The 24,992-nt window shown below is 65.9% G+C and carries 23 protein-coding genes; 11 read left to right on the top strand and 12 right to left on the bottom strand.

Annotated elements, in window-relative coordinates; all coding sequences use genetic code 11:
- Positions 1-1,320 precede the first annotated feature (1,320 nt).
- From G369_RS0127560 to G369_RS0127535, 6 genes are all read left to right on the top strand, one after another.
- The gene (locus G369_RS0127560; RefSeq protein ID WP_019657295.1) at positions 1,321-2,982 is read left to right on the top strand and encodes an ABC transporter substrate-binding protein; all 1,662 of its coding nucleotides are present in this window, start codon (positions 1,321-1,323) and stop codon (positions 2,980-2,982) included.
- Between the two features lie 164 nt (positions 2,983-3,146).
- Entirely contained in the window at positions 3,147-4,100 is a 954-nt protein-coding gene (locus G369_RS0127555; protein WP_019657294.1) for an ABC transporter permease, read from the top strand.
- Positions 4,101-4,123: 23 nt separating this feature from the next.
- The gene (locus G369_RS0127550) at positions 4,124-5,026 is read left to right on the top strand and encodes an ABC transporter permease (RefSeq protein ID WP_019657293.1); all 903 of its coding nucleotides are present in this window, start codon (positions 4,124-4,126) and stop codon (positions 5,024-5,026) included.
- A gap of 9 nt (positions 5,027-5,035) precedes the next feature.
- Positions 5,036-6,076, top strand: a complete 1,041-nt coding sequence (locus G369_RS0127545; RefSeq protein WP_019657292.1) for an ABC transporter ATP-binding protein — start codon at positions 5,036-5,038, stop codon at positions 6,074-6,076.
- Positions 6,073-7,092 (top strand): ABC transporter ATP-binding protein, encoded by a 1,020-nt coding sequence (locus G369_RS0127540; RefSeq protein ID WP_019657291.1) that lies wholly within the window; start codon positions 6,073-6,075, stop codon positions 7,090-7,092. The genes G369_RS0127545 and G369_RS0127540 overlap by 4 nt, the downstream gene beginning before the upstream one ends.
- Positions 7,093-7,121: 29 nt before the next feature.
- Entirely contained in the window at positions 7,122-8,300 is a 1,179-nt protein-coding gene (locus G369_RS0127535) for an amidase (protein WP_019657290.1), read from the top strand.
- A 10-nt stretch (positions 8,301-8,310) separates the two neighbouring features.
- On the opposite strand, the gene G369_RS0127530 is transcribed toward G369_RS0127535, so the two are convergent.
- From G369_RS0127530 to gcvA, 3 genes are all read right to left on the bottom strand, one after another.
- A complete protein-coding gene (locus tag G369_RS0127530) occupies positions 8,311-8,826 on the bottom strand; it encodes an ureidoglycolate lyase (protein ID WP_019657289.1) in 516 nt (171 codons plus the stop codon).
- 454 nt (positions 8,827-9,280) lie between these two features.
- Positions 9,281-9,517, bottom strand: a complete 237-nt coding sequence (locus G369_RS38765) for a DUF7011 domain-containing protein (RefSeq protein ID WP_157773797.1) — start codon at positions 9,515-9,517, stop codon at positions 9,281-9,283.
- Positions 9,518-9,654: 137 nt separating this feature from the next.
- Positions 9,655-10,584 (bottom strand): transcriptional regulator GcvA, encoded by a 930-nt coding sequence (gene gcvA / locus G369_RS0127520; protein ID WP_019657287.1) that lies wholly within the window; start codon positions 10,582-10,584, stop codon positions 9,655-9,657.
- 102 nt (positions 10,585-10,686) lie between these two features.
- On the opposite strand from gcvA, the gene G369_RS0127515 reads away from it, so the two are divergent.
- Both G369_RS0127515 and G369_RS0127510 read left to right on the top strand, forming a co-directional pair.
- Complete coding sequence (locus tag G369_RS0127515; RefSeq protein ID WP_019657286.1) at positions 10,687-11,007, top strand: putative quinol monooxygenase; 321 nt, start codon at positions 10,687-10,689, stop codon at positions 11,005-11,007.
- Between the two features lie 10 nt (positions 11,008-11,017).
- Positions 11,018-11,434 (top strand): GFA family protein, encoded by a 417-nt coding sequence (locus G369_RS0127510; protein ID WP_026346686.1) that lies wholly within the window; start codon positions 11,018-11,020, stop codon positions 11,432-11,434.
- A gap of 450 nt (positions 11,435-11,884) precedes the next feature.
- Here the strand turns inward: G369_RS0127510 and G369_RS0127505 are convergent, their stop codons facing one another.
- Entirely contained in the window at positions 11,885-12,754 is an 870-nt protein-coding gene (locus G369_RS0127505; RefSeq protein WP_019657284.1) for a helix-turn-helix domain-containing protein, read from the bottom strand.
- A 185-nt stretch (positions 12,755-12,939) separates the two neighbouring features.
- On the opposite strand from G369_RS0127505, the gene G369_RS0127500 reads away from it, so the two are divergent.
- The 3 genes from G369_RS0127500 to G369_RS0127490 all read left to right on the top strand — a co-directional run bounded on the left by G369_RS0127500 (position 12,940) and on the right by G369_RS0127490 (position 16,010).
- Positions 12,940-13,809 carry a fumarylacetoacetate hydrolase family protein gene (locus G369_RS0127500; RefSeq protein ID WP_019657283.1) on the top strand — a complete coding sequence of 290 codons (870 nt, stop codon included), beginning with the start codon at positions 12,940-12,942 and terminating at the stop codon, positions 13,807-13,809.
- 10 nt (positions 13,810-13,819) lie between these two features.
- Positions 13,820-14,608, top strand: a complete 789-nt coding sequence (locus G369_RS0127495; protein ID WP_019657282.1) for an alpha/beta fold hydrolase — start codon at positions 13,820-13,822, stop codon at positions 14,606-14,608.
- A gap of 61 nt (positions 14,609-14,669) precedes the next feature.
- Positions 14,670-16,010, top strand: coding sequence for a metal-dependent hydrolase family protein (locus tag G369_RS0127490; protein WP_019657281.1), 1,341 nt, complete (start codon positions 14,670-14,672; stop codon positions 16,008-16,010).
- A gap of 259 nt (positions 16,011-16,269) precedes the next feature.
- Here the strand turns inward: G369_RS0127490 and G369_RS0127480 are convergent, their stop codons facing one another.
- The 8 genes from G369_RS0127480 to G369_RS0127445 form a co-directional block, all read right to left on the bottom strand.
- Positions 16,270-17,253 (bottom strand): Bug family tripartite tricarboxylate transporter substrate binding protein, encoded by a 984-nt coding sequence (locus tag G369_RS0127480; protein WP_026346685.1) that lies wholly within the window; start codon positions 17,251-17,253, stop codon positions 16,270-16,272.
- A gap of 27 nt (positions 17,254-17,280) precedes the next feature.
- Complete coding sequence (locus G369_RS0127475; RefSeq protein WP_019657278.1) at positions 17,281-18,249, bottom strand: tripartite tricarboxylate transporter substrate binding protein; 969 nt, start codon at positions 18,247-18,249, stop codon at positions 17,281-17,283.
- Positions 18,250-18,339: 90 nt separating this feature from the next.
- Positions 18,340-19,401 (bottom strand): cyclase family protein, encoded by a 1,062-nt coding sequence (locus G369_RS0127470; protein ID WP_019657277.1) that lies wholly within the window; start codon positions 19,399-19,401, stop codon positions 18,340-18,342.
- A 10-nt stretch (positions 19,402-19,411) separates the two neighbouring features.
- Complete coding sequence (locus G369_RS0127465) at positions 19,412-20,338, bottom strand: hydroxyacid dehydrogenase (RefSeq protein ID WP_019657276.1); 927 nt, start codon at positions 20,336-20,338, stop codon at positions 19,412-19,414.
- Positions 20,335-21,021 (bottom strand): RraA family protein, encoded by a 687-nt coding sequence (locus tag G369_RS0127460; protein WP_019657275.1) that lies wholly within the window; start codon positions 21,019-21,021, stop codon positions 20,335-20,337. Before G369_RS0127460 ends, G369_RS0127465 begins: the two co-directional genes overlap by 4 nt.
- A 102-nt stretch (positions 21,022-21,123) precedes the next feature.
- The gene (locus G369_RS0127455; protein ID WP_080647922.1) at positions 21,124-22,065 is read right to left on the bottom strand and encodes a Bug family tripartite tricarboxylate transporter substrate binding protein; all 942 of its coding nucleotides are present in this window, start codon (positions 22,063-22,065) and stop codon (positions 21,124-21,126) included.
- 168 nt (positions 22,066-22,233) lie between these two features.
- Positions 22,234-23,136, bottom strand: a complete 903-nt coding sequence (locus G369_RS0127450; protein WP_019657273.1) for a LysR family transcriptional regulator — start codon at positions 23,134-23,136, stop codon at positions 22,234-22,236.
- A gap of 376 nt (positions 23,137-23,512) precedes the next feature.
- Positions 23,513-24,382, bottom strand: coding sequence for a prephenate dehydratase (locus tag G369_RS0127445; protein ID WP_038115919.1), 870 nt, complete (start codon positions 24,380-24,382; stop codon positions 23,513-23,515).
- Positions 24,383-24,992 lie beyond the last annotated feature (610 nt).

The following is a 24,992-nucleotide window of genomic DNA, read 5'->3' as shown; positions in this document are numbered from 1 at the left end:
CGCCTCCGGTGACGTGTGCAGTGTCTGTCAAGGGACTTCATCCACCCAGGCGAGCCCCGGAGACCACGCGTAGGAGCCGACCCACACATCCTGGAGATGGACCTCCCTTGGCGCCGGGCAACGGGCAAGAGAATCGTGCGAGATCCTCATCCCTTCTTCTTGCCCCCATGACAGTTCCACGAGAAAAGCCACCCGGCCCGGCGCCAAAGCGCCGATGGTTCACTACGACGCGCGCCCTATGGGTCGGATTGCTGGTGTTGCTGCTCGCATTGTTCCTGAGCGTTCCGTCGTGGACCTGATGGCGCTAAGGGGTGCCTCCGTTCGCCGTCGGCGTCCTCGCAAGCCGACCTCGACCGAGCGGGTTCGGCGACCCATGGTTGGGGAAAGCTGCACCGTGCGCTCTGCGTGAGCGCAGCGGCGATGTGGCACAACCTCGATCCGAGCCTGCGGTGCGGTGCGGTGCGTCGAGGCAGGCAAGCACAGCAAGGTCGCCTTCGTCTCCTGCGCGCCAGCTCCTGTCATTCGGGCATAGGAGCCGAGCACACGGGCGCACCCCCGAGAGATTGCGGCGAACGCGGAACCCGATTCCGGCGCGCCGGGCTTCGCACCTCAGGTGCGCAAGCCATCCCGCGAGCCAGGCCCGTTCGGGCCGCAGGAGCTGCTGGCCCTCAGCACCCCACTGTGCCGCGGATCTCACTCGATGAGTGCGACGGAACTCTCGTCCAAGAGCTTGCGATGCGCATCGCAAAAGCCAGAGCCTGTCACGGTGTGACGCTTCATGCGCCTGCGCCCCGCGCAGGCGCAGGCAAGTGTCGAGCAGGACACCACCGGTATCTGGAACGCTGACGGCCTGGACAAGGCCACCCTTTCTTCCCTGCCTGTTCCTACCTCTTCCGTTCCCCCGCCTTCCCCTCGGGCTCGCCGAAGCAGCCCCCCAGCGCATCAACGCGCCAGCGCCTCACCCTGGACCGGATCGCTTCAGAGGGGCCGGAGCGCCGTCGCGGCCGTGCTCAGGGCCGGCCGCGCTCGACCATCAAGGCCGCCCCATTCGCTCAGACCACGACTTGGTCGAGCACCCGCGCGTCAATCAGCGCCCGGGTCACGCTCACGTCCTGCGGCGACAGGCAAACGCATTCGACGGACGCTTGCGCGAGCACATCGTCAAGCGACAGCGGCTACACGTTCCGCTGGGCTTGCGCCGCGCAAGACGCAAGCTCGCGGTGTCATGGCCCTGGCCTGACAAGGGGCTCATCTGCTGGCACATGTCGTGCTTGACAGTTTTTGCGTCCCTTTCTCTATTCCACCCCAACGGAGTTCCATGTGAAGCGTGCTGCCCCTGCCCTGTTGCTGAAACCCCTGGCCGCCTGTGCGGTGCTCGCCACCCTGGTGCTCGCCGCGCCCCAAGCGATGGCGCAGGAGAAGACGCTGCGCATCGCCATGACGGCGGCCGACATTCCGCGCACGCTGGGCCAGCCCGACCAGGGCTTCGAGGGCAACCGCTTCACCGGCATTCCGATCTACGACTCGCTCACGCAGTGGGACCTGTCCAAGGCCGACGCGCCCAGCGTGCTGATTCCCGGGCTCGCCGCCTCGTGGGCGGTCGACGCCAAGGACAAGACCAAGTGGGTCTTCAAATTGCGCCCCGGCGTGAAGTTCCACGACGGCTCGCCCTTCAACGCCGACGCCGTGGTGTGGAACGTGCAGAAGGTGCTCGACAAGGACGCCGTGCAGTTCGACCCCAGCCAGGTCGGCGTGACGGCCTCGCGCATGCCCACGCTCAAGTCGGCGCGCAAGATCGACGACACGACGGTCGAGCTCACCACCAGCGAGCCCGACGCCTTCCTGCCGATCAATCTCACGAACCTGTTCATGGCCTCGCCCGCGCACTGGCAGAAGAAGTTCGATGCCGCAGCGGGCGCCACGCCCGCCGACAAGGCCAAGGCCGCCTGGACCGCCTTCGCCGCCGACCCGTCGGGCTCGGGCCCGTTCAAGGTCACGCGCTTCGTGGCGCGCGAGCGGCTCGAGCTGGCCGCCAACAAGGGCTACTGGGACGCCAAGCGCGTGCCGAAGATCGACAAGGTCGTGCTGCTGCCGATGCCCGAGGCCAACGCGCGCACCGCCGCGTTGCTGGGCGGCCAGGTCGACTGGATCGAGGCGCCCGCGCCTGACGCGATGGCGCAGATCACGCAGCGCGGCTTCAAGATCTATTCGAACGCGCAGCCGCACGTGTGGCCGTGGCAGCTCTCGTTCGCCGAAGGCTCGCCCTGGCTCGACAAGCGCGTGCGCCAGGCCGCCAACCTGTGCATCGACCGCGCCGGCATGAAGCAGCTGCTGGGCGGCATGATGGCCGAGCCCAAGGGCACCGTGCCGCCGGGCCACCCCTGGTTCGGCAAGCCCACCTTCGACATCCGCTACGACGTGAAGGCCGCACAGGCGCTGATGACGCAGGCCGGCTACTCGGCCGCCAAGCCGATCAAGGTGAAGGTGCAGATCTCGGCCTCGGGCTCGGGCCAGATGCAGCCGCTGCCGATGAACGAGTTCGCGCAGCAGTCGCTCAAGCAGTGCTACTTCGACGTGCAGTTCGACGTGATCGAATGGAACACGCTGTTCACCAACTGGCGCAAAGGTGCCAAGGACCCGTCGGCCAACGGCGCCAACGCGGTCAACATCAGCTTCGCGGCCATGGACCCGTTCTTCGCGATGGTGCGCTTCGTGAGCACCAAGACCGTCCCGCCGGTGTCCAACAACTGGGGCTACTACGGCAACGCCGAGGTCGACAAGCTGGTGGCCGACGCACGCACCAGCTTCGACGACAAGGCGCGCGACGCTGCGCTCGCGAAGCTGCACACCTACATCGTGGACGACGCGCCCTTCGTGTGGATCGCGCACGACGTGGGCCCGCGCGCCATCTCCGCCAAGGTGAAGAACGTGGTGCAGCCCAAGAGCTGGTTCATCGACATCGCGACCATGACGATGGAATGAACAGAGCCCACCCCCAGTCTTGCCCACTTCGTGTGGCCGCCAACCCCCTCGCCGCGGGCAACACCAGCGGCCCGGCGAAGCCGGTTCCGCGGTGTTCGCCGAAAGGGGAACGGCTCACAAGTTGAGCGCCTGTTCCAGCCAGCCATCAGCCAGCCGCCCAACCCATGCTCGCCTACCTCCTGCGCCGCGTGCTCTACGCCGTGCCGATCATGATCGGCGTGGCCCTCGTGTGCTTCCTGCTCGTGCACATCGCACCCGGCGATCCGCTGGTGTCGATACTGCCGCCTGACGCCTCCGCCGAGCTGCAGGCGCAGCTGCGCGAGCTGTACGGCTTCAACCGTTCGCTGCCCGAGCAGTTTGCGATGTGGCTGTGGCGCGCGCTGCACGGCGACCTGGGGGTGTCGATCGCGAGCAACCGCGCAGTCGCCTCGGAAGTGTTCACCGCAGTGGGCAACACGCTGCGGCTCGCAGTGGTGGCCACCTTCATCGGCTTCGTGCTGGGCAGCCTGTTCGGCTTCGTCGCGGGCTACTTCCGCGGCTCCTGGCCCGACCGGCTGGCCTCGATGTTCTCGGTGCTCGGCGTGAGCGTGCCGCACTACTGGCTGGGCATGGTGATGGTGATCGTGTTCTCGTCGCAGCTCATGTGGCTGCCGGCCACCGGCGCGGGCCCCAGCGGCTCGGACGACTGGGCCTGGGACTGGGCGCACCTGCAGTTCCTGCTGCTACCCGCGATCACGATGTCGGTGATTCCGATGGGCATCATCGCGCGCACGGTGCGCGCGCTGGTGGCCGAGATCCTGGAGCAGGAGTTCATCGTCGGCCTGCGCGCCAAGGGGCTCACGCACTTCGGCGTGTTCCGCCACATGGTGAAGAACGCGGCGCCCACGGCGCTGGCCGTGATGGGGCTGCAACTGGGCTACCTGCTCGGCGGCTCGATCCTCATCGAGACGGTGTTCTCCTGGCCGGGCACGGGCTTCCTGCTGAACTCGGCCATCTTCCAGCGCGACCTGCCGCTGCTGCAGGGCACGATCCTGGTGCTGGCGCTGTTCTTCGTCGTGCTCAACCTGCTGGTCGACGTGCTGCAGACCCTGCTCGACCCGCGCATCGCCCGAGCCTGAAGTAACGACCATCGAGAACGACCATGTCCTCCGTGCTCGCCCCCTCCTCCATCGCCGCGGCCGTCGAGCCGCTGCCGGCCCAGCGCTCGCGCGGCTACTGGGCCTCGGTCTGGCTGCGCTTCCGCCGCGACCCCGTGGCCGTCGGCGCGGCCGTCGTCGTGCTGCTGCTGATCGCGCTCGCCATCTTCGGGCCGTGGCTCGCGCCGGCCGATCCCTACCAGTCGTCGATGCTCAAGCGGCTCAAGCCCATCGGCACCGAGGGCCTGCCGCTGGGCAGCGACGAACTGGGCCGCGACATGCTCTCGCGCCTCATCGTGGGCGCGCGGCTGTCGCTCTTCATCGGCATCACGCCGGTGCTGTGCGCCTTCGTGCTGGGCACGGTCATCGGCATCGTCGCGGGCTACGCGGGCGGGCTGACCAACACGCTCATCATGCGCACCATCGACGTGTTCTACGCCTTCCCGTCGGTGCTGCTGGCCATCGCGCTGTCGGGCGCACTGGGCGCAGGCGTGGTCAATTCGCTGATCTCGCTGACCATCGTCTTCATTCCGCAGATCGCGCGCGTGGCCGAGAGCGTGACCACCCAGGTGCGCAACCGCGACTACGTGGAGGCGGCGCGCGCCTCGGGTGCGGGGCCCTTCACCATCGTGCGCGTGCACGTGCTGGGCAACGTGCTCGGGCCGATCTTCGTGTACGCCACCAGCCTGATCGCGGTGTCGATGATCCTGGCCTCGGGCCTGTCGTTCCTGGGCCTGGGCGTGAAGCCGCCGGAGCCCGAGTGGGGGCTGATGCTCAACACGCTGCGCACCGCGATCTACGTGCAGCCGTGGGTCGCGGCGCTGCCGGGGGTGATGATCTTCGTCACCTCGATCTCCTTCAACATCCTGTCCGACGGGCTGCGCACCGCCATGGACAACAAGGGCTGAGGCATGCCAATGGACGCACTGGAGGACATCGGCGGGCCGGCCCAGCCGCTGCTGACGATCACGGGCCTGGTCAAGCATTTCCCGCTGAAGAAAGACCCGCTCGGCCGTGGCGGCGGCGTGGTGCGCGCGGTCGATGGTGTGGACTTCGAGGTGCTCAAGGGCGAGACGCTGGGCGTGGTCGGGGAGTCGGGCTGCGGCAAGTCGACCACAGCGCGCCTGCTGATGCAGCTGATCGAGCCCACGCGCGGCGAAGTGGTGTTCGACGGCCGAGAGGTCGGGGGCCGCGACCTGCCGCTGAAGGAATTCCGCCGCCAGGTGCAGATGGTGTTCCAGGACAGCTATGCCTCGCTGAACCCGCGCCTGACCATCGAGGACTCCATCGCCTTCGGCCCTCAGGTGCACGGCGTGCCGCGGCGCGAATCCGTGGCGCGGGCGCGCGATCTGCTCGGGCGCGTGGGCCTGTCGCCCCAGCGCTTTGCCGAACGCTATCCGCACGAGCTTTCGGGTGGCCAGCGGCAGCGCGTGAACATCGCCCGGGCGCTGGCGCTGCAGCCGCGCATGGTGATCCTCGACGAGGCCGTCTCCGCGCTCGACAAGTCGGTGGAGGCGCAGGTCATCAACCTGCTGCTCGACCTGAAGGCCGAGTTCGGCCTGACCTACGTCTTCATCAGCCACGACCTCAACGTGGTGCGCTACGTCAGCGACCGCGTCATGGTGATGTACCTCGGCCAGGTGGCGGAGATCGGCCCGGCCGACGCGCTGTACGACCAGCCTGCGCACCCCTACACGCGGGCGCTGCTGTCATCCATGCCCTCGATGGACCCCGACCGCCGCACTGAGGAGGCGGCGCTCGCGGGCGATTCGCCGAACCCGATCAACCCGCCCTCGGGCTGCCGCTTTCATCCGCGCTGCGCGCTGGCCGCACCGGTGTGCGGCAAGGTGGTGCCCGAGCGCATCGCCACCGGTTCGCAGCATGCGGTGAGCTGCCTGATCCACGAGCCCGGCAGCGGACATCCGATGGCGGCCGAGGCGAGGAGGAAAGCGGCATGACGACGCCCATGAACGACGACGAGCCCATGGTCCGTCTGCGCGACCTCAGCGTCACCTTCGGCGGCGGCCGCAAGCCGGTGCACGCCGTCAGCGGCGTGAGCCTCGAGGTGAAGCGCGGCGAGGTCGTCGCGCTGATCGGCGAGTCGGGCTCGGGCAAGAGCGTCACCATGCGCACCCTGCTGCGCCTGCACCCAGAGCGCCGCACCCGCATGGGCGGCACGGTGCAGGTGGCGGGCCGCGACGTGCTCGCGATGACGCAGCGCGAGCTGTCCGACTTCCGCGGCAAGGTCGCCTCGATGATCTTCCAGGAGCCGCTGCTGGCGCTCGACCCGGTGTACTCGGTGGGCGCACAGATCGTCGAGTCGATCCGCCGGCATGAGTCCGTCACGCAGGCCGAGGCCCAGCAGCGTGCGCTGGCGCTGTTCGAGCGCGTGCGCATTCCGAGCCCCGAGCGTCGCCTGCAGGCCTATCCGCACGAGATGTCGGGCGGCATGCGCCAGCGCGCCATGATCGCGCTCGCGCTCGCATGCAAGCCCCAGTTGCTGCTGGCCGACGAGCCCACCACCGCGCTCGACGCCACGGTGCAGATCCAGATCCTGCTGCTGCTGCGCGAGCTGCAGCGCGACCTGGGGCTCTCGGTGATCTTCGTCACGCACGACATCGGCGCCGCGGTGGAGGTGGCCGACCGCATCGCCGTGATGTATGCGGGGCGCATCGTCGAGGAAGGCTCGGCGCGCGAGCTGATCCGCTCGCCGCGCCATCCGTACACCATCGCACTGCTCAAGAGTCGCGCGCACGGCGCACTGGCGCGCGGCACGCGGCTCGAGACCATCGGCGGCGCACCGCCCGACCTGTCGGCGCTGCCGCCCGGCTGCGCTTTTGCCGAACGCTGCGCGCTCGCGGGCGATACCTGCCGTGCGGCGCAGCCGCCGGTCGTCGAGCTGGCGCCGGACCACCGCGCGCGCTGCATCCACACCGACGCGGCCGCAGCCATCGCGCCGGTGCTCGTCGCCTGACAACCTCCGAAGATCCGTCGCCCACCGCCATGCCCCTGCACGACCCCGCCCGCGCCTTCGTTCCATACCCCGACGCGCCGGTGCCGCGCGCTGCGACCGGCCCGCTGGCCGACCTGAGCTTCGCGGCGAAGGACCTGTTCGACGTGGCAGGCTACCCCACGGGCGGTGGCAACCCGATCGTGCTGGCGATGTCGGGCATCAAGACGCGCACCGCGCCGACCGTACAGAAGCTGCTCGATGCGGGGGCGCGCTTCGTTGGCAAGACCGTGACCGACGAGCTGGCGTTCTCGATGAACGGCAACAACGCGCACTTCGGCGCGCCCATAAACGGCGCCGCCAGAGACCGCATCACCGGCGGCAGCTCGTCGGGCTCGGCCTCGGCCGTATCGTCGAACCTGTGCGACTTCGCGCTGGGCACCGACACCGGCGGCTCGGTGCGCGCGCCGGCCAACCACTGCGGCCTGTACGGCCTGCGCCCCACGCATGGCCGCGTAAGCCTCGAAGGGGCGCTCGATCTCGCGCCCAGCTTCGACACCTGCGGCTGGTTCGCGCGCGACATCGGCACCTTTGCGCGCGTGGCCGACGTGCTGCTGGGCCCCGATGCAGCGCCGCTGCCAGAACGCGTGCGGCTCTTGCGGCCCGACGACGTCTGGGCGCAGCCCGCGCCGGCGGCGGTCGATGCGCTGAGGGGTGCGGCCGACCGCGTGCAAGGCGTGCTCGGACCCGCCAAGGGCATCGAGGTAGTGCTGGAGTCCTTCGACGCGATGTACTGGAACTTCCGGTACCTGCAATCGCGCGAGGCCTGGCTCACCGACGGTCCGCTGATCGAACGCTATGCCCCGCCGCTGGGCCCGGGCGTGGCCGAACGCTTCGCCTGGTCGCGGGAAGTGACCGATGCGCAGGTGAGCGCGGCGCGCGTCTTCCGCACCGCGTTCCGCGCACAACTTGCTTCGCTGCTGGGCAACGACGGCGTGCTGCTGATGCCGACCATGCCCGACATCGCCCCGCTGCGCAGCGACAGCGAGGCGGCGCTGGAGGACTATCGCAACCGCGCGATCCGCATGCTGTGCATCGCAGGGCTCGCGGGTTTTCCGCAGCTGTCGATGCCGCTGGCCTCGCGCGAGGGCGCGCCGCTGGGCATCTCGCTGCTCGGACCGGCGGGGTCGGACCGGTCGCTGGTCGCGCTGGCGCAGCGCATCGCCAACTGAGGACAGGGCCTCAGAGTCGGACGCTGCCCGGCTGTCGAAGATGGCAGACTTCGCAGTCGACCGCGCTTCCCGCGCGCTCGATCACCACGAAGTCGCCCGCGTCCACCGCCATCAGCGCGTGATGCCAGGTACCGGGCGCGAGCACCACGCCCTGGCGCCCGTCGGTGACGAAGGCCGCGAGCTGGTCTGCTGACGTCGGTGCCTCGCCCGCAGGGGCTACCACGATCACGAAGCGCCTGTCGCCCAGCGGCACGAAAGTCTGGCTGCCCAGCGTGTGGCGTTCCATCTCCGCCACTTCATGAGGGAAGCGCCGCGCCTGCGCGCGGAACAGCGCCAACATCGGCCGGCCCCCTTCGGCGTCGAGTCGCATGTCGTCGAGCAGGTCGAAGCGCGTCGCATTGCCGTCATTGATGGGGCGGCCCTTGCTGGCGGGCACCGCGATCACGGTCCCGTAAGGCGCAAAGGCCTGGGAGGTCAGCGGCTGTGCCGCGAGTGCTGTGGCGGCGGTGAGGGGAGCGTTGATCATTTGGCGATTGGAGCAAGACTCCTGCCATTGCTGCTTGGGGGACGCGGACAAGAACTTGGACTTCGAGGGGGTAGTTCATGTATTCCTGCGAAGCTCGCATTCGAGCCGTTGAGCTCCGCATCAGGCTGGGGCAGCAGCAAGGCGTACCGTCAGGCAGATGGGTTGCCCGAACAAGAATGCATTGAAAGGATGGCACAAGCAGCACCGAGAAACACGAATGGCCGAGAAGCTGCTGCCAGTGAACACGAGCGGGCTCGGTCGAGAAGGCGGTATGACAGGCTACAGTCGGCCAAGAGCAGTCGGTCGACGCCACGTCACATCGCCTAAGAGCGGACAGTCCGCAAGAACGAAACCGCCAGCCGCATGGACAACTTCCAGTTTCTTCCGAGCTTAAGTTGACTTTTTTCCGAGGCGCCCACGCTGGTCGACCTGAACCTGGTGAATGCTCGTTGGCTCAGTTGGTCATTGCGCGAAGACGTCCTCCGGTATCCGCTGTCCCTGTAAAGCGCTGCACATTCTCTCGTTGCATGGTCGAAGGCAACTTTGCCAGCGCGTAGCGCTGGCAAAGTTCAGCAGTGCGCGCGATCAGCGTCAGCCTCTTGCCGTCATGGATCAATTGCTTGTGGCCGGCGATGCTCCCGAACGCGAAGGCGATGGCACCTTGCGGTGGATCGGCATCGGGGTAGAGCATGCACCACGCCAGCATGGCCGGGCAGCCAGGCGGATGCGCGCCCCGTGGCCGAACTGATGGCCGGCAGGCGCTGATTGCTTCGCGGACATCCCCTGCCTGATCCGCTTACCTGTCGCCTAAAACGCAGGGACGCGAAGCTAGAGATCTTCGGCGGAGCCGCTATCGCTATCCCTCATTTCCGCCAGCAGCCAATCCCTGAACGCCTTCACCTTCCGCTGATGGATCGCCTCCGGCGGATACACCAGGTAGAAGCTGGAATAGGCCTTCAGCGTCTGCTTGAACGGCCTCACCAGACGGCCTGCGGCGAGGTCGTCAGCAACGAGCATGGTGCGGCCCAGGGCAACGCCTTCGCCCTGCACGGCGGCCTGCACCGCAAAGGTATAGGAGTCGAACGTCAGGCCAGCGCGAGGGTTGACGCCTTCGATGCCGACGGCTGAGAGCCAGTCGGCCCAGGCGATCGGGTAGCCGTCGCGGATGAGCGTGTGGTGGCGCAGATCGGCGGGGTTGCGTAGCGCACGCGGGCCTTTGAGCAAACCGGGGCTACAGACGGGGAAGACCTCTTCGTCGGCGAGCCACTCGGTCGTCAGGCCCGGGTAGTTGCCTTGGCCATAACGGATGGCCACGTCGATGCCGTCGCCATGAAAATTCGCCAAGCGGCCGGTGGTGGACACGCGCACGTCGACGTCGCCGTTGGCCCGGTGGAACCTGTACAGGCGCGGCACCAGCCAGCGGCCCGCGAAGCCGTCCGAGGTGCTGACATTGAGGGTGCTGCCGGACTGGCGCGCCGTGGCCGCCGCGGTGGCGGCAGCGAGTTGACCCAGCATTTCGCGCACGGCCTTGGCGTAGGGCTCGCCCGTCTCGGTGAGGCGCACGGAGCGCGTGGCCCGTTCGAAGAGCTGCACGCCGATTTGCTCTTCCAGGTGCTTCACCGCGCGGCTGATGGCGCCTGGCGTGAGGTGCAGCTCCTCGGCCGCCTTGGTGAAGCTCCGCAGCCGGGCCGCGGCCTCAAAACATGGCAAGGTGGTGAGCGGTGGCAGCTTGCCGGGCGAAGCGGTCACGTCGGGCATGGTTGAATATTTCTCACAAGTCGTTGCTAAAGTATGGTTTGTCAACGGGTGCGGCACTGCACAGAATGTCCTTCATTAATGAGTACAGATCAAGGACAGAACATGAGCAACACCGGCAGTCATCCCGTCACCGTGGTCATCACCTGTGCCATCCGACCCGACAAGCTGGAGGTAGCCCGGCAGGAGCTGAAAGCCGTCATTCGGCAGGTCATGGCGCTCGAGCCCGCCTGCAAGGGCATCCGCGTGCTCGAGGCGACGGATGCCCCACACCGCTGGCTGATCGTCGAGCAGTGGGAGAGCGAGGAGGTATTCAGCGGTCCGCACATGCAGCAGCCGCACATGCGGGCCTTCATGAAAACGGCCGAGACCTTCCTTGACGGCAAGGCCGATTTCGAGTTCTGGCACGAGACGTTTGCCGCCTGAGGAGGCCACCATGCAACCAACCATCCTGCAATGCCGCTGTGGCCAGGTGCAACTGCACTTGAGCGAGGCACCGATCGCGCAGTTCTACTGCCACTGCGGCGATTGCCGCGCCGTGACAGGTGGCGGGTATTCACCGCTGGCGCTTTTCCCGGCCGCCAGCGTCAAGCTCGCCGGCGGCGACACCACGACCTGGACGTATCAGACCATGCCGCGGACCCGTTGCGCCCACTGCGGCACGCTGCTGTTCGGCGAATCCCCGGGAATGAATATGCGCGGTGTGAGCGGCTTCCTGCTGCCGCCCGACCTCTTCAAGCCGACCTTCCACATCCGCTGTCAGCATGCGGTAATGCCGGTGAAGGATGATCTACCGCACTTCAAGGACGTGCCGGCTGCTTTTGGGGGTGACGACGAGGCGGTGGGCTGGTAGAGATCTAGGGTACGCCTACTCTCACTGACTGGCTGGTCGTGAGCAAAATGGCGGAGTCAGTGTCCGAAGGGGCCGTTATTACCTTCAGCGCCAAATCCGAGCGGACGAGCGATGCGCAGCCGAATGCCCGGAGCTCCGCCGGCAGGTTTGCCGACCTGAGGGAACGTCTGCTTGAGAGCGTCGGATTCAACGCCGGGAATGACAGCAGCGGGCTTGAAGCGCCTGGTAGTCGACAGGCGAAGGTCGGCCAGAACCGGCCGTTCACCGAGTCGACGCGATGCGGCCAAGAACTGCCGCTCGTGTTGCCACGGGCAATGTCCGATTCGGTCGCGAAAACAGTCGCCCGAGCACAGACCCGACGTTGATGCCGCTCGGTGTTTGGCAAGTCTTCGCCATGGGTAGCTTGTTCTTTGATCAGGCCGCAGACAATTCCGGAGTTCCTCTGAGTACCTAAGACGACTGGCCTTCTCTCGGTATTCCCGTGACAGTGACTGGCGAAGGTGCGCGTGTAGCTCGCTTGAAAATCGAGGGTGAAATCCCGGTGTGTTCCTTGAAGAAGCGCGAGAAATTGCCGGGGGCTGAAAACCCCAGATCGAGTGCCACATCTGTAAGTTCGCCACCTTCGCTGACGCGCCGCATCGCCTCCTCGACTCTTACCCCACTCCAGAACACCTGCGGCGTCGTGTGCAGCTGGTCACGGAACAGCGCAAAGAAATGGGCGCGCGACAGCCCAACCTTGGCGGCAATTTCATCGATGGTCGTCTTTTCAGACACGTGCGCCCGCATATGAGCGATAGCTGCGCGCAGGCGATGGTCCAGGGTAACGCCAATGCCGCCCCCCACAGCGGGCGCATCGACGCCGATCGTAGACGCCGCAATGGCCGCTTCCAGCAAGCGCTCCACTTCGTTGTCGATCTGCTTGCGTCCGCCGCCAGCGGAGATCATCAGATCCAGTACCCGCCAGCACGAACGGCGCAACGCGTCGCTGATGGGAACCCGCGGTGACGGAAACCGGAAGCTGCGGTCCTTCGCCTGACCAAGCTCATCGAGCCAGTCCTTTTTGATCATGAAGACGATGAACAGGCTCGAACCGTTGTCGTCCAGGCGCACCATGTCGTGCGCCTCAAACGCATTGACGCCTAGCGCCACGCTTTCGCTGTAGGGCACGATTTCCGTACCGACGTGCGCGCAGGCACGCGCGCCGCCCAGCCAAAGGGCGAGCTGCGTTTCCGAATGTGCATGCGACACCAGATTGGCGCTCGCCTCCAGGACGATTGCCGTGCCGAACGCGCCTTCGTGGAGTGCATAGGCTTCCTGCATCTGAGTGCTTCATCGAGGTGGATTGATGTGATTGTTCCTCCCCGCAACCCTGACCGGCATAGCGCCTGGGGTAAGTCCTTAGGACCACACCAGACGATTTGATACGCCGCCGGATCGCTCGATAAGCGCGCTCGGCTCGCGATTCCTAAAGTTGGCGCCTCGCTAATACACAGGAGCAAACCTTCATGCGAATCGCCACTTTTACAAGCAACGGCGACCGAAAGGTCGGCCTCGTTTCCGCCGACGGGAAGACCATCACCCCATTGCAACTCACCCAGCTCCAAGCCGATAGTGGCGCGCTGACGCTGATCGAATCCCTGGCCGAGGGCGGCTCGCTCCCGGAAGCGTCCGGGCCTGCGGTCAAGCTGGCCGACGTGGTGCTGGATGCGCCGCTTCCCAAACCGCGCCGCAATCTCTGGTGTGTGGGCCGCAACTACCACGCTCATGCCAAGGAACTGTCTGCCTCGGTGTTCAAGGACAACGCAGCCAAGACCGACGAGTGGCCCATTGTCTTCACCAAGGTACCCGAGTGCGTCGTCGGCCCCTATGACGACGTGCTTGTGCCTTCCGAGGTGTCGACGCAGATCGACTACGAAGCCGAACTGGCCGTCGTGATCGGCAAGGGAGGCAAGAACATCGCTCGTGCCGTTGCGATGTCGCATGTGTTCGGCTACACGGTCGTCAACGACGTGACCGCCCGCGACGTTCAGATGCGCCATGGGCAGTGGGACATGGGCAAGTCTTTCGACACCTTTTGCCCCATGGGACCATGGATCATTACCGCGGATGAGTTCGACGGTACCAAGACGCGCGTGCGTTGCTGGGTCAACGGCGAGATGCGCCAAGACGGTCCGACCGAGAACATGATCTTTGACATTCCCACGTTGATCGAGACCGTCTCGCGCGGCATCACCCTCTACCCCGGAGACGTCATCGCCACTGGCACGCCCGCCGGCGTAGGCATGGGCATGAGCCCGCCGCGCTACCTGCGTGCGGGCGACGTCGTGCGCGTGGAAATCGACCGACTCGGCACCATCGAGAACAAGTTCGTCTGAAGGGGTGTGCATGACGACTCAAATCCTGAATGATCTGACTGTCGAGATCGATGGCGAAGGCGCGGCGCTGCTGTGCATCCACGGGCTGGGCGGTTCGTCGAACAACTGGACACCCATACTGCCGGCGCTCGGTGGCTTTCGCCGCATCAGACCCGACCTGCCGGGCAGCGCGAGGTCACCGCTGCCCGCCGACGGCCAGACGCTGTCGATCGAGCACTACGTGGAGACGATGACGCGGCTTCTCTCGAAGCTCGACATAGAGTCGGTGCATGTGATGGCGCACTCGATGGGCACGATCGTCGCCCAGCACCTGGCACTGCGCAGGCCTGGCACCCTGAAATCGCTGGCGCTGTTCGGCCCGCTGGCTGCGCCTCCCGAGGCCGCGCGCCCCAACATCGCGGCCCGTGCCAACGCGGCGCGCGGCGGTGTGGCGGCCATGCAGGAGATTGCCGATGCCATCGTGAAAGGCGCGACGAGCACACAGACAAAGGAGCAGCAGCCGGCAGTGCTCGCGCTGGTGCGCGAGAGCGTGATGCGCCAGTCGCCCGAAGGCTATGCGCAAAGCTGTGCAGCGCTCGCCGAGGCGCAATCGGCTGTGCTCGAACGCATCGATGTGCCAACGCTCCTGGTCACCGGCGACCAGGATGGCGTAGCCCCCGCGGTCAATGTCCGCACCATGCAGGAACGCATCGCAGGCAGCCGCCTCGTCGTGCTTGAAGGATGCGGGCACTGGACGACTTTCGAGCAGCCACAGCGCTGCGCCCAAGAGCTTGAAGCCTTCTACGCGGCACTGCCCTGAGCCAGCTCCGGATTCCAGTTCGACAACCTATGGCCGGCACCGCAAGCCGGAGGAGACAACGATGACCCGTATTGCATTCACCAATGTCCGCATCTTCGACGGCTCGGGCGAAGATACATTTACCGGCGACCTTCTCGTCGAAGGAAAGCGCATCGTAGAAGTCGCTCGCTTTCCAAAGCGCGCGAGCACCGACGATGCGCGCGTGATCGATGGCAAGGGCCGCTTTCTCATGCCGGGGATGACCGAGGCCCACACGCACTTCTCATGGAACGACCAGCCTTCGCTCGCGGCCATTCAGTTCATGCCGCCTGAGGAGCACATGCTCTGGTGCGTGCGCGTTGCCAAGCGCTACCTCGACATGGGATGGACCTCCGCGATCGGTGCCGCAGCGGCCAAGCCGCGGCTGGACGTGGTCTTGCGCAACGCCATCGACGCAGGTGAATTTCCAGGCCCACGCTACCTCGCCGGCAGCCAGGAGATCACCACCATCGGCGCGCTGGGCGACAACACATTGCCACACATGAAATTTGAGGAGCTCAGCTTCGGCAGCGTGTGCTGCGGCCCCGAAGAGATCCGCAAGTCGGCCCGCACCTTTATCAAGTACGGCGTTGATCACCTGAAGATCAATCTGTCCGGCGAGTACATCGCCGGCCTTCCGGCCGAAATGTCGCCGTTTGCGGACGACGAAGTAGCCATGCTGGCGCAGGAAGCCAAGCGCTACGGCAAACGCATGGCAGCGCATGCGCGCTCCAGCGAATCGGTCAAGCAGTGTGTGCGCCACGGCATTGAAATGGTCTACCACGCCAGCTTTGCCGATTCGGAAGCGTTGGACATGCTGGAGGCGGCCAAGGACCAGCACTTCGTCGCGCCCGGCATCGGGTGGCTCATTCGTACGACCTACAACGCGGCCGAGTACGGCATCACCGAAGCCGTCGCCACTCAAATGGGCTATAAGCGCGAACTGGAAATCGCATCAGCCTCGTTGCGCGAGATGCACAAGCGCGGCATTCGCATCCTGCCGGGCGGTGATTACGGCTTTGCGTGGATGCCCCATGGCACCAATGCCAACGATCTGCAGTACTTTGTCGACTACATCGGCATGACAGCGAAGGAAGCGCTGACGGCTGCGACCCGACTGGGCGGCCAAATCATGCAGCGGCCAGATGAACTCGGTCAGTTGAAGGCGGGGTTTCTTGCGGACGTCGTTCTCATCGACGGCGACCCGTTGGAGGATCTTTCTCTGTTGACGGACCCGGCCAAGGTTCAGTTAGTCATGAAGGATGGCGTGATCCATAAGGACTGCGCTACGCCTGTTCCACGGCAGGCGGCACTGCATCTGGAAGGCGCCGACGCACCGCTGCAGGAACAGGGCATTAAGGAAGCCTTGGCGGAAATGCACTGACCCCGGCTGGTCCGGCTGCTCGCTGTTAGGCCACGGCGGGCAGCCGCTTTTTCAACGCAAGCGGTCAATCATTGAACCCTCTTGAAGTTTTGCACCGGGCGCTAAGCGGAAGTTCTACTCACATCGAAAGCAGCCCTCCAGCAACTGCTCATCTCGGCATTCGCGCGAAGCGCGTTCTCGACCTGGCCAGCCCCCAGGACGAGCTTGATGTCAACGCCCCCCAGCTGCCCCAGGAAGAACACGCCTCCCCCCGCCGTCATCACTGCTTCTCGATCTGGGCCGATTCGGCGACTTGTCCCCAAAGCCGCGAGTTCTCTCGCAGCAGTTTGGTGAACTCATCGCCGCTCAGAACGTTCGGAACCGAGCCGATGCTCTCGGCGAATTCCTGGACGTCCTTGCTCGCCATTGCCGCCACGATCTCTTTCTGAAGCTTGGCGACGACTGGCGCAGGCGTGCCCTTCGGGGTCCATAGGCCCGTGAAGTTCACGACGCTGTAGCCTTTGAATCCGGCCTCGGCGAAGGTCGGCACGTCGGGCAGTGCATTCAGGCGTTTGGCGCCGCTGATCGCCAGGAGGCGGACCTTGCCTCCTTTGACCTGGCTGATGATGCCTGCCGTCGAAGCCAACTGGAAGTCGATCTGGTTTCCCAGCAGCGCCATCGTGGCTTCACCGTTGCCCTTGAAAGGGACGTGCGTCGCCTCGAAGCCCGCCGCACGCTTCAACGCCTCGGTTCCGAAGTGCGGCATGGTTCCGGAGCCACCGGTGCCGTAGTTCAGTTTGCCGGGGTTGGCCTTCGCATACGCGACGAGGTCTGCCAGTGTCTTGAACTTCGAATCGCTTGCGACGACCACAGCCACCGGGGCGAAGTTGAATGCTGCGATGGGAACCAGGTCGTGGTCATGGTCCCACGGCAGCTTCTTGAATACGTACGGCAGGATGGAATAGGTCAGATCGTTCGCCACCAGGGTGTAGCCATCCGGTGCCGACCGCACGACTTGACCGATGCCGATGGTGCCGGTTCCTCCCGCCTTGTTGTCGATGAAGAAGCTCTGTCCGGTTTGCTCGGTGAGCTTCTGCGCGACGCGGCGTGTGACCTGGTCCACCGCGCCGCCGGGAGGATAGGGAACGACGACCTTGACCGCCTTGTTCGGATAGGTGTCAGCGGCGTGAGCCGAGACGTTGACGGCCAGGGCGGCCACAAGGGCAAGCCCCAGAATCGGCGCCAGTGAGGGTGCTTTCGACATGTATCTCTCCACTCTGTGCGCTACGAATCAATCGACCTTGATGTTGCCGCCCTTGATGACGCCAGCCCACTTGGTGGTCTCCGACTTCACGAATGCCGCAAAGTCCTTGGAACTTGAGCCCACACCTTGAACCCCCATCTCGGCGAAGCGACTCGCCACAGCCTTGTCTGCAACGACGGCGCGAGTCTCGGTTTCGAGGCGATCGAGGATGGGACGGGGCGTGCCCGCCGGCGCGAACAGGCCGTTCCATTCGTTCACTTCGAAACCCTTGAGGCCGCTCTCCCCGACAGTCGGAACCTGGGGCCAGCCTTCCTGCCGCTTGGACGACGTGATGGCCAGCGGCTTTAGCTTGCCGCCCTTCACGAACGCTCCGCTCGCCGTGGTCGCGCTGAACATCAGGTCGACCTGTCCGCCGATCAGGTCCGTCAGTGCCGGCGCCCCACCCTTGTACGGAATGTGCGTCATCGAGATCTTCTCGTTCTGGGAGAACAACTCCGCCGCCAGGTGCTGGGCGCCGCCGCTGCCGGCGGACGCATAAGTGAGCTTTCCAGGAGTGGCCTTCGCTGCTTTCACGACATCCGCAACCGAGGCATACGGGGAGTTGGCGGGCACGACCATGAGCAGTGGAACCTGCATGATGAGCGAGACCGGGGCGAGTTCCTTCGCGGGGTCATAGTTGAGCTTGGGGAAGAGGCTCGGATTCACCGTGTAAGAGGTCGCGTCCAGGAGCAGCGTGTAGCCATCGGCAGGTGCCTTTGCCACATACGAGGCGCCGATCGTCCCGCTCGCCCCCGGGCGGTTGTCGACGATGATTTGCTGCTTGAGCCGCTCGCCGAGGTACTGCGCCAGGATACGCGCCGTGTTGTCTGCTGCGCCGCCTGCCGGGTAGGGCACGACCAGCTTGATGGGCTTGTCGGGCCATTGCGCATGCGCTGCGCCGACCAGGCCAAGCGCAATTGCGGCTGCGGTCAGGGCGGGCTTCATCCATTGCTTCATTTTTGTCTCCAGTAAAAAGGGTATTGGTCAGAGGCAGCGACTTCCCACGCGGCCCCTCGGTCCGCGATGCCGTCTGTACGAGCGTGCGGGTTACACGGTCGCGATAGGGGTCGCGGGGGAACCTACGGCGCCCGGCAGGCGCAAGGGAGGTGCTGTCAGCAGGAAGCGAGAGCGTCCATGCTCTCGAAGCCATTTCGCCAACGGTGTGAGATGCCACAACTCCCCAAGATGAATGCCGTTCTTGAACAGGCAGTGCTCGTGCAGCGGCAGCCGTGGACCCCGAATGGGCGTGGGCTGCGTCAGGCGGGGCACCACCAGTTCCACCGCGGGGTTGTCGGCCAGGAGGCATGCAAGACGCACATCGACGATCCAGTTCAGCAGCCTGGCGTCGTTGCCATCCAGCCCGCTGCCCGTCTCGTGAAGCTTCTTGAGATCCGGTTGGCGATTCATCGCAAGCAGCGTGTCGGCGAATCCGGTGTGGATGCACACCATGTCCCCAGCCTCGATCTCGACGCGGTCTTGCTCGAGGATGCGCATGAGTCGCTCGTAGCCGACGGCTTCCCGGCGACGCCCGATGTGGTGTTCCAGGTCGACCATGACGCCGCGCCCTTGAACGCCGTGTTCGGCCAGGTTCTCGATGCCCAATGCCTCTGCGCGAGGCGCCGGAAAGCGCATCCAGTCGACAGGCGCCCCCTCGGCCTCCTTGGAGGAGCGAATTTCTACGCCGGCGCGAAAGCCGTTGTAGAAGACGGCTTCGGGCTGGCCGTCGCCGTCCGCATCGAAGCGACTGCCCATGTGCGCGAGGCTGTCCCATTGGGTCGAATACTGCGTATTCATGACCAGCACCTCGTCGCAGACCACATCGGTCAGCGTCGTGTCCTCGTCGAGGTACGACCAGCAGAAACCCTGTGCACCGGCGCTCTTGCCATCGCGCAGGGTCGAGAAGGTCTGCGCCGGCATCCGCCGGGGATTCATCGTCATTCCGCCGGGCACGTCCAGAGGCAGCGACAGACAGAAGGTCTTCCCGAGCTTCACTTCGGCCACGCCCTGAAGAACCTTCGAACGGTCGACCAGGTTCATCCGGCCTCGCTGGTCGTCGGCTCCGAATTCGCCCCAGGTGCTGCCTTCGGGAGCGTGCTTCCATCGCTGCATGGAACGCTCCTCAGGCCGCTTCAGCCTGCCTGGCGAGCACGGCGAGCGCGTTCCTGGCAGCCGATTCGCCCATGTTGATGTACGCGTCGGAAGTCACCGAACCGACGTGGGGGCTCAACACGAAGCCGCGTTGGGACTGGAATGGATGGCCGGGCGCCATGGGCTCCACGGCGAAGCTGTCCAGGCCCGCTGCGCGGACGTGTCCGGTGCGCACGGAATCCAGCAGTGCCGCCTCGTCGATCAGAGCGCCGCGTGCCGTGTTCACGATGATGACTCCAGGCTTGCAACGCGCGAGCGTGTTCGCGTTGAGCAGCCCCTGGTTGTCCTCCGTCAGGGGGCAGTGCAGCGAGATGACGTCGGACCGAGCGAACAACTCCTCCAGGTCGACCAGCGTCACGTGGTCGGGCACATCCTTGGCGAACGGGTCGAACGCGACGATCTTCATTCCAAAGCCCTCGGCCATCCGAGCGAAACGACGGCCGATGGCTCCCAGACCCACGATGCCCACCGTACGACCGGAGAGTTCGAGGCTGGAGTGAGAGGCTTTCTCCCAGTGACCGGCGTGCATCCGGGCATCGACGGCTGGAATCGACTTGGCACAGGCCAGAAGCAAGGCGAATGCATGTTCGGCGACTGCGTTGGCGTTGGCCCCCACGGCGGCGACCACCTCGATACCGCGTTCCTTGGCCGCTGCCTTGTCGATGTTGTCGGTGCCCGACCCATGCTTGGAAATGACGCGCAGAGCGGGAGCCGCATCCATCGCAGCCGCGCCGACCTTGCCGTATCGCACGATCATCGCCGCCGGGTTGTGCTGCCTGCACAGGGCGACGATGTCTTCCGGCGTGGGCGTCTTGCCGGTGTAGACGAGCTCATGGCCTTGCAGCAGTGCGACGGCGCTGGGCGCAATCGCTTCGGCCGTGATGACGATGGTGCTCACAGCACTTCCCCTTCCTTGAGCACACCCGCGGCGCGCAGTGCGGACACCAACCACTTGGCGTTCGTGTCGCCGCCCTTGATGGCCTCGATGCGAGCCGCCTCGTCCTTGACTTTCTTGGCAGCGCTGGGCAGCAGCCCTTCAATCTTCTCGCGCTCCACGACCACCACCCCGTCGGCGTCGCCGATGACGAAGTCTCCGGGGTTCACGATGACGCCGCCGACCGACACGGGGTGGCCGATACGGCCGGGCACCATCTTGGTCGGACCGTTGGGGTTGGTTCCCACGGAGAAGACGGGGAAGTCCATTTCCTCGATTTCCAGGCTGTCGCGGGCGGCGCCATCGATGACCACGCCGGCAATGCCGAGCTTCTTGCAGGCGGTCATCATGATGGTTCCCATCAGCGCCGCCGTCTGGTCTCCCTTGCCGTCGATGACGAGCACGTCACCCGGCTTTGCCATGGCCATGGCTGCATGAATCATGAGGTTGTCGCCGGGACGAACCTCCACCGTGAAGGCGGTGCCGGCGACTTTCATGTTCGGACGCAAGGCCTTGATGCGTCCATGCATCGCGCCGCGCCGTCCGGCGACGTCCGCCAGGATGGCGGGCTGAAAGGTCGATGCCTCCTTCACGACGTTCGCGGGCACGCGGTCGAAGTCACGGATGATGTCGGGTACGTTGCTCATGGTTCGGATTCCAAAAAAAGAAGGGTGAGATTGGCCCCGACCCTGCACGCGCAGAGCCGTCTCCGGAGAAAAGATGAAAAGGGAAAGGAAGAGAGAAGAAGGTCAGTCGACCTTCGCGCCGGATTCCTTGACGACCTTGGCCCAGCGGACCGTCTCGTCCCGCACCAGGGCGGCAAACTGTTCGGAGGGACCGCCCAGTACGTCGGCACCTTGCTCGGTGAGCTTCTTCCTGACGTCGGGAGTCTCGAGTGCCTTGTTGAAGGCGGCGTTGAGCTTGGCGACAGCGTCCTTGGACACGCCGGCAGGCGCGGCGATGCCGAACCAGGTCACAGCCTCGAAGCCCTTGTACCCAGCCTCCGCGACCGTCGGGACGTTCGGCAGGTCGACAGAACGCTTGGCAGAGGTCACGGCGAGGGCGCGCATCTTCCCGTTCCTGATGTGGCCGCTCAGCGTGACCACCGACGAGATGTACATCTGGATCTGGCCTCCGATCAGGTCCGTGACGCCCTGCGCCGCGCCCTTGTAGGGGACGTGCGTCAGCTTGACGTTGGCGATGCGCTGGAGTTGTTCCGTCGCCAGGTGAGCGACCGTGCCGCTTCCCGAGCTCGCGTAGTTGATGCCATCCGGGTTCGCCTTGGCGGCATTCATGAGGTCCGCGAGCGTCTTGTAGGGCGAGTTGCTGGCCACCGCGATGACCAAGGGGGCGCTGGCGACCAGCCCCACCGGGGTCAGGTCCTTCTGCGGGTTGTAGGGCAGCTTGGCATACAGCGATGGATTGATGGCCATGTTGGACGTCTGCCCCATCACGAGCGTGTAGCCGTCGGGTGCCGCCTTGGCGGCTGCGTCCATGCCGATGTTCCCGCCCGAGCCGGGCTTGTTGTCGATGATGATGGTCCAGCCCTGCTGCGTTGTGACCGTCGTTGCGACTTCCCGCGCAATCAGGTCGGGACCTCCGCCAGGAGGAAACGGCACGATGAGCTTGATGGGACGGGCAGGATACGTCTCTGCCGCGATGGCGCCAGAAGCGCACGCAAGGGCCAGCATGCCGGCGGTGAAGGCGAATGCGCGAAGAGCGCGGACGTTGTGCAACGAGTTCACTTGATGTCTCCAGTGTTGTGTGCGTCAGGCGCACCTCTATGGAACTGGAGTATTCGCCGCCCCCTTCATTCGGTCCAATCGAACTTTTCTTGGAATCGATAAATCTGACTTTGCCTATTCGGCGGCAGGCAGCCGGGCGTGCCTGGCCAGCAGTGCAATCAGCCGCTGGGCAGCCGGCGAGACGTAGCCGCTTTCCCGGAAGGTCACCACCATTCGACGCCGCATCGTGGTGCCGCGCAGCTTCACCTCGCGCAACCTCGCCCCCGAACTGCCCTCCTGCAGATGCAGGCGAGAGATGAAGCTCAGCAGGCCCGTCTCGCCGATCAACGCGGGCAGCATCAGGAGCATGGTGCTTTCCACCTGGACGACGGGACGCGGCAGGTGATGCCGGTCGAAGGTCTGGTCGAGCCAGTCACGGATCGGCGCCCCCTGCGGTTGCAATACCCACTTGTAGTTCGCGAGGTCGCGCAGCGTGACCTTGGTCTTCGAGAACAACTCGTGGTTCGCGATCGCGGCCACGACGAGCTGGTCCTCGGCCAGCAGGTGCGTGGTGAAGCCCGGTTCGCTCGGGCCTTCCGTGCCGACGAGGAGGTCGATGTCGCCGCTGCGCAGAAGCGGGGCAAGGACGTCGCCCAGCGCCACCGTCGTTCGCACGGTCACGCCAGGCGCCTCCTTCAGCAGGTCCCGCGCAGCAGGAGGCAACAGGAACTGCGCTGCGGTGGGCACGATGCCGAGCTTGACCTGGCCGGAGAGCCCCTGACCGATGTCGCCGATCTCGCGGCGAGCACTTTCGACGTCGAATCGGGTGCGCTGGGCCCACCTCAGCAGCGCTCGTCCCGCCGTGGTCAACCGGATGCCGCGTCCGGTCTTTTCGAACAGCGTCGCGCCATACGCCTCCTCCAGCCGACGCACGCAGCTCGTGAGGGCCGGTTGGGTCTTGTGCAGGCGCTCGGCCGCACGCCCCATGTGCTCGAGCTCGGCGATGACTTCGAAGTACCTCAAATCCCGCAGGTCCACGGGTTCCCTTTCAGTTGGCTTTGACATCCGAGGGCAAGCCGCACTCGAGGCGCGCACGATGGCCATGCGCCAGGCGGCCGGCCGCCTGCACCGCGCGAAAGTCTAGCCGCGACGCGGCATTTCCCGGCGCCGCTTCTTGCGGTCCGGCGCCTGTGTTCGAGCGCCACGCCGAGCCGGCGCAAGATCCGCTCATGGCCGCTTCAAGTCGGATCGGCACGCGGCCGAGCATTCCGAAATTTCTCCCGCAGGATGCCGCGGGCTTCCTCGGCCGCCTCGAAATTCCGCCGAAGGGACAGATTTCGCGGCCTCCGCGTTTTGCACTCGCCACATGCTCGCTCTGGATCGGCGTCCCTGGAGCGAGCGCAGCGTCCCACGCTCAATACCGGCGGGGATAGGAGCCGAGCAGCCGGAATTCCCTGTGCTGCGCCAGCAGCCCGGCGATGGCCGGCTGCGACGCATGGCCTACGATGTCGATGACATACCGGTGGCCGTCGAGCGACTTCCGCCCCGGGCGCTCGTAGATGGCGAGCACACGGGCCGCACCCGTGAGCGCCTGCAGCGAACGCTGGAACCCAGCCTCGTCGACGCTCAGCAGCAAGCTGGTCTTGTCGCGACCGCTGGGCGCTGGCATCGCGCGGCCCAGTACCCACCAGCGCGTGGTGTTATGCGGCCCCTGCTCGATCCCGTCCGCGACCGACGCCAGCGCGTGGATGCGTGCCGCGCTCGGTGGCCCCATCGCCGCCATGTCCGAGCGGCTCGCCTGGGCCACCAGCTTTGCGGCCGCTCCCGCGCTGGCCGCGGGCCGGCGCTCGACGTGCGGCATCTCCCGGTCCAGCCAGGGCTTGACCTCCTCGAGTGCCACGGGGTGCGCGACGATCGTGCTGATGTCCTCGCGGCGGGTGCCGGGTTTCGCGAGCAGGCTGTACCCGAGCACCTTCGGGTACTCCGCCACCACCTGCACACCCGCGATCGCATCGAGCGCGAGCACGTCGTCGAGATACGGCGTGGCGCCGACCACCGAGGTCGTCACGGGCACGCATGCGCGCTCGATGGTCCCGGCGCGCAAGGCCTCGAAGAGCGTCTCGCGCTCGAGCGCGACGAGTTCCTCCTCCGCGAAGAGTTCCAGGCACGCCTGATGGGTCCAGCTGCCGGCCGGTCCCAGGTAGCCCGTGCGGGCAGCGGCCGCGGTGCAGATGCTCATGGACAGCATGGTAATGACGGCGGCGCAGCGGGGAGGAATCTTCATGGTCGAAGGGGCGAGAAAAGCGAGGACGGGACGGCGCGATGATCCGGGCGCGCGGCGCCACCTGCAACGCTTGCATCTCAGGCACCGCAGCGCAGCACCGTGGGCCCGTCGCGCCGAGCGCAAGGCCCGCTGGCGTTGCACGACGCGCAATCGACGGCCAGCCCGGTCCGATGCGCGCGCCGATGCGGGGGTCGAGCGCTCGCGATGCGTATCACACGGCTCCCGGCACCGCAACAACCAGCTCCCACCCGCGTCGCCGGCAACCGTCGCCACTGCTGCGTATTCCAGTGGATCTGAGCACCCGTTCTGGGCACCTGGTCACCGCTCCTGCTTCCGAGCGGCACTCGGGTACATGGTTAGTTGACGGACTTCGCTGCCATTACGCTGGTACGGTTCGGAGGGGCAGGTCAGTAATTCAAGTTTTCGTCCGCCCCCTCATAACACAGCGCGCAGGGACGCCGAAGGCGCGCGGCACGCGCCTAGCACGCGAAGCGCGCGCAGAGCCTTGAATGCGAGAGCGAGGAGGTGAGCCTCTGGGCTCACAAGCAAGCCCTTCTCCCCAAACGTCCACATGATCGCCGGCGCACCGGTGCACGGTTCGACTGGCCGC

Source organism: Variovorax atrisoli 110B, from assembly GCF_000382045.1.
GTDB lineage: Bacteria > Pseudomonadota > Gammaproteobacteria > Burkholderiales > Burkholderiaceae_C > Variovorax > Variovorax atrisoli.
The sequence above is the reverse complement of the archived record's forward strand: the minus strand, read 5'-3'. Positions and strand labels throughout refer to the sequence as shown.